At 57.5% G+C, this 13,375-nt stretch carries 11 protein-coding genes and 1 pseudogene; 4 read left to right on the plus strand and 8 right to left on the minus strand.

Features of this window, described 5'->3' with window-relative positions; genetic code table 11:
• Positions 1-523 precede the first annotated feature (523 nt).
• The 3 genes from ACQK2G_RS24130 to ACQK2G_RS24140 are packed head-to-tail and all read left to right on the plus strand — an operon-like array spanning position 524 to position 4,393.
• Positions 524-1,489 carry a glycosyltransferase family 2 protein gene (locus tag ACQK2G_RS24130; RefSeq protein WP_425407589.1) on the plus strand — a complete coding sequence of 322 codons (966 nt, stop codon included), beginning with the start codon at positions 524-526 and terminating at the stop codon, positions 1,487-1,489.
• On the plus strand, positions 1,486-3,618 hold the full coding sequence (locus ACQK2G_RS24135; protein ID WP_425407590.1) for an AMP-binding protein: 2,133 nt from the start codon (positions 1,486-1,488) through the stop codon (positions 3,616-3,618). Before ACQK2G_RS24130 ends, ACQK2G_RS24135 begins: the two co-directional genes overlap by 4 nt.
• A complete protein-coding gene (locus ACQK2G_RS24140) occupies positions 3,605-4,393 on the plus strand; it encodes a polysaccharide deacetylase family protein (RefSeq protein WP_425407591.1) in 789 nt (262 codons plus the stop codon). Before ACQK2G_RS24135 ends, ACQK2G_RS24140 begins: the two co-directional genes overlap by 14 nt.
• Positions 4,394-4,518: 125 nt before the next feature.
• On the opposite strand, the gene ACQK2G_RS24145 is transcribed toward ACQK2G_RS24140, so the two are convergent.
• The gene (locus ACQK2G_RS24145) at positions 4,519-5,652 is read right to left on the minus strand and encodes a DNA alkylation repair protein (RefSeq protein WP_425407592.1); all 1,134 of its coding nucleotides are present in this window, start codon (positions 5,650-5,652) and stop codon (positions 4,519-4,521) included.
• Positions 5,653-5,661: 9 nt separating this feature from the next.
• Positions 5,662-5,970, minus strand: coding sequence for a hypothetical protein (locus ACQK2G_RS24150; protein WP_425407593.1), 309 nt, complete (start codon positions 5,968-5,970; stop codon positions 5,662-5,664).
• A gap of 79 nt (positions 5,971-6,049) precedes the next feature.
• On the opposite strand from ACQK2G_RS24150, the gene ACQK2G_RS24155 reads away from it, so the two are divergent.
• Positions 6,050-6,787 (plus strand): helix-turn-helix transcriptional regulator, encoded by a 738-nt coding sequence (locus ACQK2G_RS24155; RefSeq protein WP_425407594.1) that lies wholly within the window; start codon positions 6,050-6,052, stop codon positions 6,785-6,787.
• Positions 6,788-6,862: 75 nt separating this feature from the next.
• Here ACQK2G_RS24155 and ACQK2G_RS24160 read toward each other — a convergent pair whose 3' ends face one another.
• From ACQK2G_RS24160 to ACQK2G_RS24185, 6 genes and pseudogenes are all read right to left on the minus strand, one after another.
• Positions 6,863-8,425 (minus strand): GMC family oxidoreductase, encoded by a 1,563-nt coding sequence (locus tag ACQK2G_RS24160; protein ID WP_425407595.1) that lies wholly within the window; start codon positions 8,423-8,425, stop codon positions 6,863-6,865.
• 18 nt (positions 8,426-8,443) lie between these two features.
• Complete coding sequence (locus tag ACQK2G_RS24165; RefSeq protein WP_425407596.1) at positions 8,444-9,382, minus strand: acetamidase/formamidase family protein; 939 nt, start codon at positions 9,380-9,382, stop codon at positions 8,444-8,446.
• Positions 9,383-9,434: 52 nt separating this feature from the next.
• Positions 9,435-10,277, minus strand: coding sequence for a carbohydrate ABC transporter permease (locus tag ACQK2G_RS24170; protein ID WP_425407597.1), 843 nt, complete (start codon positions 10,275-10,277; stop codon positions 9,435-9,437).
• A 12-nt stretch (positions 10,278-10,289) separates the two neighbouring features.
• Positions 10,290-11,207, minus strand: a complete 918-nt coding sequence (locus ACQK2G_RS24175) for a carbohydrate ABC transporter permease (protein ID WP_425407598.1) — start codon at positions 11,205-11,207, stop codon at positions 10,290-10,292.
• Between the two features lie 68 nt (positions 11,208-11,275).
• On the minus strand, positions 11,276-12,694 hold the full coding sequence (locus ACQK2G_RS24180) for an ABC transporter substrate-binding protein (RefSeq protein ID WP_425407599.1): 1,419 nt from the start codon (positions 12,692-12,694) through the stop codon (positions 11,276-11,278).
• A 14-nt stretch (positions 12,695-12,708) separates the two neighbouring features.
• Positions 12,709-13,375: pseudogene (locus ACQK2G_RS24185) on the minus strand (hypothetical protein); the annotation flags it as partial.

The raw sequence follows: 13,375 nt of genomic DNA on the forward strand, positions 1-13,375 counted from the left end.
TCCTGAGTAATACCTCCGCGTAGTGATGGAGCGAACGGGCATGGATTTCTTAAACACTGTCGTTCCCTTTGGCTGTTGTTCCACGCGGGCACCTATGGACACCTTCCGGAAACAATCGAAATTCGCACTTAGAAATCACGCAACATGGACAATCACCGACGTTTGCGGGAACGGTGTCTTGGCCAAAGCATTCGATACAGATGTACGTTGGGGCATATCAAAGCCGATTGATCGCCCTGAAGGAAACTGGAACGGCTATCACTTGGAGGCCTCGGGTCTGGAAACCGGCGATTGAACCTTCAGGACCATGCTGCTTAAACTAAAATCGTTAATCGATTGCGGTGTTTATTGGGTCGGGCAATAGCGCGGTTGCTCTCAAAACGACCGAATAGTGGAAGCGCGGTCATTCAGCGGGCCTAAAGTCTGGGAGAGCAGCGAATGAACCGTTGGTCGAACGGTGTTTGCGCGGCAATAGTTCAATCGCGTTGGAACGGAACGTTGTAGCGACTTAGGTGGATCGAATATGGCAATTGCTGTGGTCATTGTGAACTTTCGCACACCGGAACTCGTCAATGACTGTCTAGCTTCCCTGGCTCAAGAGCGCGACGAGACCATGCCGTTCTGTGCCTTTGTCGGGGACGCAGATTCTGGCGACGGGTCCGTTGAGCGGATTTCCGCCTTCATCGAAGAAATGGGGTACGATTGGGCCGAGTGTTTCGCTATTGGCGTCAATGGGGGGTTCGCGTACGGCAACAATGCCATCGTGCAGCGCTGTGTTCTGCCAACCGACGAGTATGACTTCGTCTACTTTCTCAACCCGGACACCTATGTGTTGCCAGGTGCGATCAAGGCGCTGGTGCGGCATCTCCAGTCGAGCGATGACTGTGGAGTGGCCGGCAGTAAATTGGAGAATCCTGACGGGTCCCCCCGTTCATATGGGTTCCGCTATCCGACGCCTTGGCGTGAGTTTTTCCGCGGTGCTCGCGTCGGGCTCCTAAACCGGCTTTGTTCGTCAGCCAGCGTGAAGATCGACGACCTTAACGAGACCGCTCCGGTGGATTGGGTTTCCGGTGCAAGTTTCATGATCCGCCGGGAACTTCTGGAGAAGATTGGGCTGATGGATGACAGGTTTTTCCTATACTTTGAGGAAACCGATTTCATGCGCCGGACCCGCGCGGTTGGTTATTCCGTCTGGCATGTTGCGGAAAGCCGCGTTGTTCACCTCGCCGGACAGTCAACGGGCGTGCGATCGGGCGACAACGCAACGCAGCGCCTGTCCCGATACTGGCTGGAATCCCGTGAGCGCTATTTTAGGAAACATTTTGGGATTCTCGGTGCGAAATCGGCAACTGCACTGTTCCTGCTTGGAGATGTCCTCTATCGCCTCTATCGGTTCCTGCAATTCAAGCCCGCCATAAATCCGGAATATCTGTGGCGAGACTATGTCGAGCACGCATGTGCGAGAGCGCGCATTGAGGACTCCAAATGAGCGGCAACGTTCTACAAGGCCTTTCGACCGTTGGTGTGGTGGCGAAGAACAGCACCGGCTACATCGAAGAAATGCTTGGTGCGTTGTCGTCGGGATTTGTCAGCGTCCCGTTGCGACATGAAGACGACACGGAACGGCTGGAGCGGACTGCGACAAAGCAGGTCCGTGTACCCAATGACGATTGGGGTTGGATTGACTTCAGCTTTCGGTCAACCGGCGGCGATCGCCCCGCGATGATTTCCTTTACGTCCGGAACGGAAGGGGCGGCGAAGGCTGTTCTGTTGAGCTATGACGCACTGAACGACGTGGTCGAACGTGTTACCGACACGATGGAAATTACTCCAGAAATTCGGGAGTATATCGGCGTACCGGTTTATCACTCTTTTGGATATGGGCGGGCCCGTATTTGTCTGAATGCGGGTGGCAATGCCTATATTCCGCAATCCGGGTTCGATCTGCGCGAAATTAGAAGAATGCTGATCGACGATGAGATCAACGCGATTTCCGCGGTGCCCAGTCTCTGGCGCGTTTTCCTGAATGAATGCGCCCTTTTCGGAGCCGAACTTGAAAAAGTTCGCTGGGTTGAGATCGGCAGCCAGTATATGCCGGCCAATGAGAAGAAGGCTCTTAGGGAAAAGCTCCCGAATGCAAAGATCGTGCAGCATTACGGGCTGACGGAAGCATCGCGAACCACGTTGCAACGCATTCACGAGGAGCCTGAAGAACTGCTCGGAAGCGTCGGCTTCGTGCAGGGCAATGTCGATATACGAATCAATGCAGAAGACAGGATAGAAATACGGGGTCCTCATGTCGCGCTCGGCATCGACGACGGTAACGGCTACCACGCTATCGGACCAATGGACTGGTTCCAAACGAGCGACCGGGGGCGAATTGAGAACGACAGGCTGTGGTTCGAAGGACGTGCCGACGATGTCATCAATTGCGGGGGTATCAAACTCGCACCCGAAATGGTCGAAGCCGACGTGCGGCGCCGGATTGGGCTGTCTCCAGAGTTCGCGGTACTACGGCATCCAGACCCGCTCAGGGGGGAGGGGGTGACGATCGCGCTTGGGATTGATGCCGCGTCGCATCGCCAGGCAATAGAAGAAGCGGTCGTCGAGATCGCCCAATCCCAAGGGGCGGCCATTCGCAGTGCTTTGCGGGTGATCGACGTTGCTGATTTTCCGAGAACCGCCACAGGCAAACTTCAACGCCGTCAACTCGAGGAACGGCTCGCTATAAATCGCAATAGTTCAATCGGCGACCCGCAAACCGAATTCAAGGAGCAAGAGAGTTCATCGAATTTTCTGGCAACCGTGCAGCAGATCATGGGGGCCGAACCGGCAGATCAATCTAGTTTCCTTGATATGGGCGGAGATTCCTTGGCTCACATGCAAATGCAGCTTGCCCTGGAGAGGGCTCTGGGGGATCTGCCGGACTCCTGGGAGGCGGTTTCCCTCAGGGAGCTTGCGGAGAAAGCCGATGCCGCGGTGGCTATGTCGGGTTATGTCGCGGTGGTTGGCGAAACACCCCCTCTTCCGTCGGGTGATCGTAACATGAACCCGTCCGATTTGGGCTTTTGGGAACTTGTGTCAGAGGATTTCAGAACCAACGATCGCAGCATTTTTCACCAGGGTTTCCTGATGCTGTTTATTCATCGCTTTGGAAACTGGCGAATGGGCGTAAGACCCAAGTTATTGCGGGCGCCTTTGACAATCATTTACCGCGTGTTGAACAAACTGACTCAAATCCTTTTCGGCATGAAACTCGATTACACAGTGAAGGTTGGCCGGCGGGTCAAACTTGAACATTTCGGCGGAATGATACTTGGAGCACGTGAAATCGGCGACGACGTCTTCCTGCGGCAGAACACGACGCTCGGTATTCGGTCGACCCATGACTTGAGGGCCAAGCCTATAATTGGGTCGCGCGTCGATATCGGCGCAGGAGCGGTCATCGTCGGCAATATCCGTATCGGGGAGAATAGTATCGTCGGCGCGAACACGGTCGTGTTCACCAATGTGCCGCCAAATTCCGTTATCATGGGGGTTCCCGGGAAGATCATCGGTAAAAACCCGAGGCGAAATCCATCACCTCTGAAGGGCTGGGACGAAGATGTCTCTCATTGACAAGATTGCGCGTCGGGCGCGGTCAAAATACCTTTCGACCCTTCCGCTTGCCGCATTGCGCGACCGGTTGGCGGCGCGGCCACATGCGCTGATCCTGAGCTATCACGCCTTCTCGGAGCAGATTTCGGATTACCCATATAGGACGCGTGCGGATGCATTCGATGCACATCTGAGTTTTCTCTCGGAAATTTATACGCTGCTTCCTCTCGTGGACGTCGTGCAGGAACTGAAACGTAACGACGGCGAGGCAACGAACAGATCCATTGCCGCCATCACTTTTGATGATGGATACCGTGACAATCTCACCATTGCGACGCCGGTTCTCGAGAAGCACGACTGTCCCGCTACGCTATTCGCGTTGAAAGACGTCGTGCGGCGCGGTGGTGAGACTTATCTCAACGAGGAAGAATTGCGAAGCCTAGGCCGACATCCCTTGTGGTCTATTGGTGCGCATGGTGTGACTCACAACGTTCTGCCTGGTTTGCTTCAAGACGATCAGGAGCGTGAGATGATCGAGTGCAAAGAGTGGCTGGCCGGCTGTCTCGAGGCACCTATGCCAGCGTTTGCCTATCCACAGGGCCAAATCAGCGAAACAACCATAGCGCTTGCCCGTCGTCATTTTGACTTTGCATTGTCGACGGACAGGTGTCTCGCCAGTGCCTTTGACGATCATCAGATCCGGAGATACTGCCCGATGAAAACCGATGACGATCTGCGGAGCTTCGCGATTTCTTTGTTGGAATGGCGCAGTCACACTTTGGCGCCCCGTCGCTGACGCACAGGGCAAGTTCATCCTCCGTCGCAAATCAAGATCCAGTGCCGATTGCCGACACTTTGCCCTGAGTTTCCAATGGAAAGAGTCTGTAGCGCTCGGTGGACTTCCAGCCTTTCCTACGCGATCTAACAGCCAGTGTGTGCCGCTAAGTCGAAGGTCAGGTCTCCGAAATCCTTGCCATTTATCCGCAGGCAGAGGCGCTGCGTTCCGGGATAGTAACGGCGCGTGGTGATTGGTCGGACTGAAATGGTTTTTCTGAACTCGACCTCGCCCTTCGATGGGAGTTCGACGGTCGTTCCCTTGAATACTTTCTGGGAATAGTCGCCATTTGCACGCAGAAAGCCCGCGACATAGTCGATCACCAGCGACTGTGACACAGATGCTTCGGATAGGATCTTGGCGTTGAATTCAATGCTGCCGCCCAACGTGATGGATTGGGGGGATACGGACATGTCCGCGACCCTGACCCTGGGTTCTGCATGGCCGAACACGGCGAGCGCGGCTGGGTTGCCGGCCTTTATCAGGCTGCGGCAGGCATGGCGCAGCAATTTCGAACGGGTGGAGTCCTCTTTGTCCATCCATCGTTCGGCCAAGCGCACCACCCGGTCGGGATGATCCTTGGAGATGTCGTTCAGATGGTTTGCCACCGACCGCCTGACATAGTCGGACGGGTCGTCGCGCAAACGTTTCAGCAGCGGCAGCATTGGGGTGGGATCGTCGATCAGGCGCGGCAGTTGCTGAGCCCAAGGCAAACGGGGGCGCGTCCCTTCGGAGACCAACCGGCGGACGGCGGGGTGCGGGTCGTCGATCCAGGTCGAGAGATGTCCAAGGACGCGATCCTGGTCGTGGATCAACGGATAGCGTATGCCGAATTCGGACGAAAAGCGTTTGGTCATGTCCTTGAGCAGATCGAGCGTCACGTCGAGATCGTCGAGACCGTGTTTCCCGGCAACGAGGCTCAACGGCCAGATTGCGAAGCCGCGCATGCCCATTTCGTCGCTTTTCTGTTCCGGGGAGCTGCCTTCCTCCGGATGCAGGACCGCACGCAGGATCGCCGAGCGTTCGGCCGTATCGGTCGGAAGATACAGCAGCAGGCCGTCCGAAACGCGATCGACCCGCTGTTTCAGTTCAAGCGCTTCCAACCCCGTCAAGGTTTCCGCCAAGAAGGTCGCGTCGTCGAAGGAAGGCCAAATCCGACCGATGTGATCGGCAAGCAGTTTTACCAGGGAAGGGGAAATGGCATTCTTGAACGGTTCCACGGGTCGACCTCACGCGCCATAACTGGACAGAACGGTATGAAGGGCAATGCCGCCATCCGCATCCATGATCGAGAAGTAATCACGACAGGCGGGCGAAGCCGAAAGTTTCGTCAAAATCGCTTCCGCGGCTTCGGCGCGTTCCCACCGGATGATATCGGCATATCCGCCGTCACCCAACCGGATCAGGTCCCGACCGAGGTAGCCCGGCTGTTTCGACAGAAAGTCGGTCTGAAACTTGTCGGACGCAGCCAGCAATTCATCCTCGCTTACATCCACGGCGAGCTTGATCCTCGCGATTTCGATGACCTGATTTTTCATTTCGCCCCTCCATTTGATCCGCAATCATCCTGCCTCGATCTCTATTCTTAAATATGCCATTGTATGTCATATTTCTTGAATGACCCGAACCAGCACCGAAACCCGTCTCGAGCGCCTCGACCTTTTGGCGACCCGTTTGAAATCGGACGAACCGTTGATCCTGAAGGATATTGCGGCCGAATTGGGCGTGAGCGTGCGTACTTTGAGCCGCGATGTCGCGATCCTGCGGGAAAGGGGGCTGCCCATCGAAGCGGACCGCGGTAGGGGCGGCGGGGTGCGCCTTCATTGGAGCTGGGGCATCGGCCGGATGGCGTTGAGCTACCGTGAGGCGGTAGATCTGCTGGTTAGCCTCGCGATCGTGGAGCAAATGAAATCGCCGATCCTGATGGCGAATTTGGCGCCCGTACGCCGGAAAGTGATGGCCTCCTTTTCCCCGGCTGATCGTTCCCGCGTGCAGAAGCTTAAATCCCGTATCCTGATCGGGCGTACCGCCTCCGTCGACGTGCAGGAAAACTATACCCCGCCGCAAGCGGGCCCGGTTGAGCGGTTTCACGAAGCCTTCCTGCTGATGAAGGTCGCCGAGATTGATTACCGCGACGACAAGGGAACCCGAACCCGCCGCCGGATCGAGCCGCATTTCCTGCTGCTCAATTACCCGATCTGGTATGCGTTGTGCTGGGACCGCCTACGTAACGACATTCGAACCTTCCGTTGCGACCGGATGCGGTCGGTCAGTCTGGTGGAGGAGACGTTCAGGATGCGGCCCTATGCGGATTTCAAGGCCGGACTGGAAGGGGTCGATTTGCTTCTGCCGTAGATCGACCTGCAGAAGCTCGAGGTCTTTTCTCCAGGACGCTGATTTTCTGGACGGGGATGTTGTACTTGTATCCGGTCACGCCCGACCGAGGATCAGGTCCGCAGCGCGTTCGCCAATGACCACGCAGGGGGCCATGGTATTCCCGGTGGTGATCGACGGCATGACCGACCCATCGGCTATGCGAAGCCCCGTTATGCCATAGACCTGCAGCGCGCCATTGACGACGGACATCTCGTCATTTCCCATTTTTGCGGTGCAGGTCTGATGAAAATAGGTGCCGGCTGCGTTGCGGACGAACTGGGCCAGCGCGTCCCCGTGCAATGCGCCCGGCATCAATTCGCGGGCGGCAAAGGGTTTCAGAGCGCTGGAATTGCCGATTTCCCGGCACAGTTCCACACAATAGGTCAGGGCCTTCATGTCCGCCGGGTCGCTGAGGAAATTGGCGTGCACCTGAACAGGATCGTTGCGCGTCGGGCCTGTCAATTCCAGATACCCGCGGCTTTTCGGTCGAACGAGTCCCGGCGCCAACGTCCATGCCTTTTCCGGATCGGTCGGCAATCCATAGTGCGGGCCGGTCACCTCACTGCCGAAGGCGCATTCCTCCAGAACCGGCTGAATATCCGGCGTTGGCAGGGCGCTGTCGCTTTTCCAGAAAAAGGTGAATTCGGCGGAATTGTTTCTGGGCGGTTCCGGCGTGACATATTCCCAGACACATCCTGCCAGCAGAATATGGTCCTGAAAGTTTTGTCCGACCCCGGGCAAATGCTGAAGGACCGGGATGCCGTGGCGGCTTAGCTGTCTTTCGTCGCCGATACCGGATTGCATCAGGACACGCGGGGTGTTAATCGCGCCCATCGACAGGATTATTTCGCAGTCGGCCCGAACCACATGGTCCTGGCCCGAATACCGGAATGCGACGGCGGTGGCGCGGGTCCCGTCGAAGTGGATATGGTCGACTTCGGCATTCAATAGGACGGTCAGGTTTGGCCTGATCTTCATCGTCGGGCGTATATAGGCGCTGGCCATGGATACCCGTTTGTGTCCGTCCCGGACCGTGACGTTGGGGATGCCGCAGGCGCCGGGACCTTCCATGGCTTCGCCGTTCAGGTCCTCGACGGCAGGGATCCCCGTATCCTGAGCCGCGGCGACCAGGGCGGACGCGACCGGAACAGGATCGGCGGGAAGTGTAATGGAAACGGGGCCGTTCGACCCGCGAAGAGCGGGATTGGGCGGGCCAAGCCAATTCTCTATGCGTTTGTACACCTCTACGACACTGTCATAGGACCAGCCGGCATCTCCTGTTTCCCGCGCCCAATCGTCGAAATCGTTCCGGTGGCCGCGCGCCCAAACCAGACCATTGATACTGGAACCACCGCCCAGAACTTTGCCCATGGGCAACGGTGCACGGCGATCGTTCAGAGAAGGATGCGGTTCCGCCGCGAAGTTCCAGTCCCTTTCGGAACCGATATTCTTCATCCAGATGCGGGAATCCTCGACCGCGGGAACACGTTCGTCGCCGCCGGCTTCCAACAGCAAGACATTGGCATCGCTCCACTGCGCGAGGCGTGCGGCAAGTGCGCAGCCGCTGGTCCCGCCGCCGCATACGATATAGTCGACCTGTTTGGGGATTTCCGTCATCGGTTCGGCGCGCCGGATCTAAGGCAGAACGGATTTCGGCAGGACGCAATGGATGCCCTTGTTGACATCGACCAATTGCGTGACCCGCAGATCCGCGGCAAGGCTGCACAGGGAATAGGCGTCCTGTGGGGACAGATCGGAGATCGTGACGATCAGATCGATCATTTCGCGCAAAGCCTGCCGCGCAGCTTCGTCCAGGTCTTCGTTCATCCCCATCGTGATCCAGCTCTGGTCGGTTTCCGCCCTTGGCATGGTGAGTGTCATGTCCTTGCGCACCGTCAATTGCACGGTCCCGCTCAGGCAGGTTTCTATGGCGGTCAGGCAAACCTCGCCGTCGCCTTGCACGGCATGTCCGTCGCCGACCGAGAAGAGGGCACCCTCGTTGAAAACGGGAAAATAGACCGTGGAGCCGGCAACCAGTTCCTTGTTGTCCATGTTGCCGCCGAACTCGCGCGGAATGATCGACGTCCATCGTCCGACCGACGGGGGTGGTGCGACTCCGAAATTCCCAAAAAAGGGCCGAAGCGGGATCGTGCCGCCCCAGGGAGGCCTGGCAACCATCGCTTCCTTGTCCAGCGGAATATGCAGGCGACGCTGATGCGGGAAGTCCTCCGGCAGTGTCCCGTGATCCGGCAATTGCAGGTTCCAGCCCCAGTTCTGCCGCAGGCTGATGTCCAGGATTTTCACTTCCAGCACGTCGCCCGGCATGGCGCCTTCGACGAAGATCGGCCCGGTCAGAAAGTGCGGTCCCGGCCCCCGTTCATTCTCGGCGTGAACCTCCTTGTGTCCTTCGACGGTCTCGGCGCTGCCATCCGGCATATCTTCGGGTTCCCCCGAAATCGTATCCACACGCACCTGCTGCCCCGATTTGACGGTCAATGCCGGCGGCAGCGCGGCGTCCCAGAAACCCCAATGGACCGTTTCCGGTTTCGATGGAAGATGGACAGGCTCAGTCATCAGTCAGTACCCCTCGCTGTTCGATGCGCCCTGCATGACGGCCCCGGACATGTCAGCCTTTGACGGCCCCCATGGTCAGGCCGCGGACGATGTGGCGTTGAAGAAAGAACACGGCGATCAGGACGGGCGCCAAGGCCACCATTCCGACGACGGCCATTTCGCCCCATCGAACGCCCTGTGTGGTGATCAAGGTGGGGATCGCTACCGGCAGGGTCGTTACTGATTTGCCGCCAAGCATGAAGGCGAACAGGAACTCGTTCCACGCGAAGATGAAACAAAGGACGGCGGTTGCGACGATGCCGTTCCTCAACAGCGGAAGAATGACACGAAGGAAGACCTGCGGGCGCGACCACCCTTCCAAGCGCGCGGCATCCTCCAACTCGACGGGAAGGTCGCGGCAAAAACTGCGGAGGACCCAGATGTAGAAGGAAAGGTTGAAGGTCATGTAGGCGAGCGTCAGGCCGACGAAAGTATCGAGCAGATCCATCCTTGCGAAGATCAGATAATAGGGAATGACGAGGCAGACCGGCGGCGCCATCCGGGATGCAAGAACGAAAAGGAACAAGTCGTCCCGGCCGCGCATATCAAACCGGGCGAAGGCATAGGCCGCGGGCGTGCCGATGATCACGACAAGAAGGGTCGAAATCGAACCGAGAAACAGGGATGTGAGCAGATGATGGTGGAAGTTTTTCTCGATAACGTAGGTGAAGTGATCCAGGGTCGGAACAAAGAACCATTCGGTCGGCCGGGAAAACATCACGTCGGTCGGTTTCACCATCATGGTGACCATCCAGAAGACCGGAAAAAGTATCAGGATTGCCGACACGGCGATCAATGCGGTCCATAGCGCTTTGCGCTGCAGTTCCGACCGTTCCTTCATACTCGTTTGCGCCATGACGATCCTCGATTAGAACGCGTTCAGTTTCTTCTTCGCGACTTGGTAGAAGACATTGCAGAAAATGAAGAAAATCACCCAGACGATGACGGCCAATGCGGATGCTTCGCCGATGTTCCAGAACTCGAACGTCATCTTGTAGGCAAGCACGCTGGGCATTTCCGTCGCCGTGCCAGGCCCCCCGCCCGTCAGGATGAAAATGCTGTCGAAAACCTTGAATGCATCGATCAGGCGCAGAAGACCGATCACGACCAGCAAGGGGGCCATCATCGGCAGTGTCAGTTTGAAGAAGATTTGCACGGGATTGGCGCCGTCGACGGCCGCGGCCCGATACGGGTTCACCGGCAAGGCCTGCAGGCCGGCGAAGAAGGCCAGCATCATGAAGGGCGTCCATTGCCATATGTCGACAAAGATCAGTGCGAACAAGGCATAGTCCGGCGATGCGAAGATCGATGTTTCGCCGGAAAGCCCCAGCGGTTCGATGATGTTGTAGGACAACAGGCCCCAGGATCCGGCGAGCATGATCTTCCACAACAATCCGACCACGATCGGCGCCATCATGGTGGGGATGAGCAGCAGCGGAATCAGGATCGATTTGCCCCAAATCGGGCGGTTCAGCAGAAGCGCGCCCGAAAGCCCTAGCATGAACTCGATCGGAACGGCGATCCCGACGAACACGACGGCAACCCCGAGCACGTCCCAAAACCGGGTGTCGCTGAGCAAGGCGATGTAGTTCTCGAAACCCGCAAAGTCCCCCAGTTTCCCGAATTTCATTTCATGAAAACTGATGAAGACCGCGAACAAGAATGGGAACAAGGCGACGACTGTCAGCGTGATCATAGACGGCGCCATCAATGCATAGGGATACCAGGTGGGTTCCTTGCCCACAGGCCGGGCCTTGGTAACAGCTGGAAGAACCGCGTCGCTCATGATCGTACCGCCAAGTTGAATAAGGGTGGGACAGCCCGGCGCGTGGCCGCGCTGTCCCGGTGTGCCGATTACATGCTGAGCAGGCAGGGATTGCAGATATCAATCATTGCCGCCTGGGCTTTCTTGGCGCCTTCCTCGGGCGTCAAGGTGCCGAGTCCGATCTCCTGTGAGATCCCGGTCAGGACATCGTACAGTTCATAGAACTCGGGCATTTTCGGTTTGCCGACAGCCACTTTCAGCGAGCTTTTCATCGCATCGAAAAGTCCTGCGAAGTGTCCTTGCTGCATGACCGGAAGTGCCCAGCTGGTTTCGCGGATGGGAACGCCCCCTTGTCCGGTTTCCAGAAGTTTTTCCTGCTGCTTGCGTTCGGCGAGCCATTGAATGAACAGGAAGGTCGCTTCAGGGTTTTCGCTATGCGTGCTGATCACGGTTACCGACGGTTCGGCTTCTACGCTGCGGGCATCGGCCAGTCCTTCCTTGTAGGGCATCGGTCCGTAGATGAACTTGCCGGCAAAGGGGGATACGCCTTCCTTATCGATACCAAGCACGAAGTCGGACCACGCAATCGCCTGGGCGGCAATTCCGTTGCCCATGACCGTCGGAACGTCGATCAGCGAATATTCCGCCATACCCGGGGGGGCGAATTTCCAAAGTTCCGCCCATGCCGTGATCGCCGCGATGTTTTCCGGGCTGTCGAAAGTCGGTTTGCCGGAAGCGTCGATAATATCGCCGCCAAAAGACTTGATGAAATTGCCCCAAAGCGATGGGAAGGTCGATCCGCCCTTGATCCCTTCCATGACGATTCCATAGAAATCGCTTTCCAGGGTCGTGCCCGCCAGGGTGGCGCCGGCGGGGCGGGTAAAGAATTCGGCGATATCCCGCAATTGCTCGAACGTCTTGGCCGGCTGCAGGTCATAGCCGTATTTCGCCTTGAAAGCGGCCATCTCATCCGGGTGGCTGAACAAATCGCCACGCGCCCAGTAGATCTGGTTGTAGTTCCAATTGATGAAACCGTACTGCTTGCCGCCATAACCGGCCGTCGTCTGGTAGGCGGGATTGATCAGGTCGGCTTCATCGAATCCCGGATTCATGAGCGCGGGGTTCGCCATCATTTCATCGATCGGAAGCAGAACCTCGGCGGAAAGCATCGGACCGATCTGAAACCCATGAAGCATTACCGCATCGTAGTATCCGCGGCCGGACAGCATGTCCGCCTGGCCTTTGTTGATCACGTCGAAATGGTTCAGCAGTTCGTATTCGACATTGATGCCGGTCTCGGCCGTGAACTCCGGAACGATATCCTTCAGGACTTCCTGCAGCGGCGTAACCTCGTCCAGGACCCGGATTGTCGATCCCTTATAGGGCGCGGCGGCCTCCTTATATGTCCATGCGGAAGCGACGGACGTGCTGAAGCCAAGCGCGAGGGCGGCGGCCAGACCCGTTTTGCAAACGGCGTGGCGCGTACTGCTACTCCAAAGCGGTTTCATTTTTGTCTCCCAGTTCAGTAGGCGGGCGCAGCCCGCCGGTGCATTACTCCATTGCTCTCCCACCCTGTATCGATGCGGTTTCCGGTTTTTGTGTCGAAGAAACTCGCTTGCCCAATGGGGCGTATTCCGACGTGCGATCCGATACCGGCGCCGACCAACTCTTTTGTCTTCAAGCGTATGGTGTCTCCGCCGACCGAGAGGGACACCAGGTTGTGTTTCCCAAAGGGTTCGACGGAAATGATTTCAAAGGTCGATGACCGGTTGTCGCTTGCCGGTGCGATGGCTATGTCGCGAGGCTTGACGCCCAAGGTTACAAACCGGCCGTCATCCGAGGTTTGGTCGCGGACGACATTCAGTTTCTTGGCGCAATCATCCGTCAAAGCCATCCGGCTTCCATCGCCAAGTCTCGCATAGGTATTCCCGCCGTCTACTTCCATCTCTGTTGCAACCAGGTTCATCGGCGGGTCGCCGATCAGACGCACCACGCTGGTATGGGCCGGATTTTCCCATAGCTCCTGCGGCGTCGCGGTCTGCACAATTCTACCGTCGATCAGGACGGCGACGCGGTCGCCGACCGACAAGGCTTCCAAACCATCTGGCGTAACCCAGAGCGCCGGCGCGTTTCTTTCCGACAATGTCCGCTTGATCTCGCCTCGCAACCGGTGGCGAAGTTTTGCGTCC

It is taken from the genome of Hwanghaeella sp. (genome assembly GCF_965227365.1).
Lineage (GTDB): Bacteria > Pseudomonadota > Alphaproteobacteria > UBA8366 > Aestuariispiraceae > Hwanghaeella.

Coding starts and splice junctions, on each gene's coding strand:
- ACQK2G_RS24130 (WP_425407589.1), top strand. CDS start 524: ATGGCAATTGCTGTGGTCATTGTGAACTTTCGCACACCGGAACTCGTC.
- ACQK2G_RS24135 (WP_425407590.1), top strand. CDS start 1,486: ATGAGCGGCAACGTTCTACAAGGCCTTTCGACCGTTGGTGTGGTGGCG.
- ACQK2G_RS24140 (WP_425407591.1), top strand. CDS start 3,605: ATGTCTCTCATTGACAAGATTGCGCGTCGGGCGCGGTCAAAATACCTT.
- ACQK2G_RS24150 (WP_425407593.1), bottom strand. CDS start 5,970: ATGAAAAATCAGGTCATCGAAATCGCGAGGATCAAGCTCGCCGTGGAT.
- ACQK2G_RS24155 (WP_425407594.1), top strand. CDS start 6,050: ATGACCCGAACCAGCACCGAAACCCGTCTCGAGCGCCTCGACCTTTTG.
- ACQK2G_RS24160 (WP_425407595.1), bottom strand. CDS start 8,425: ATGACGGAAATCCCCAAACAGGTCGACTATATCGTATGCGGCGGCGGG.
- ACQK2G_RS24165 (WP_425407596.1), bottom strand. CDS start 9,382: ATGACTGAGCCTGTCCATCTTCCATCGAAACCGGAAACGGTCCATTGG.
- ACQK2G_RS24170 (WP_425407597.1), bottom strand. CDS start 10,277: ATGGCGCAAACGAGTATGAAGGAACGGTCGGAACTGCAGCGCAAAGCG.
- ACQK2G_RS24175 (WP_425407598.1), bottom strand. CDS start 11,207: ATGAGCGACGCGGTTCTTCCAGCTGTTACCAAGGCCCGGCCTGTGGGC.
- ACQK2G_RS24180 (WP_425407599.1), bottom strand. CDS start 12,694: ATGAAACCGCTTTGGAGTAGCAGTACGCGCCACGCCGTTTGCAAAACG.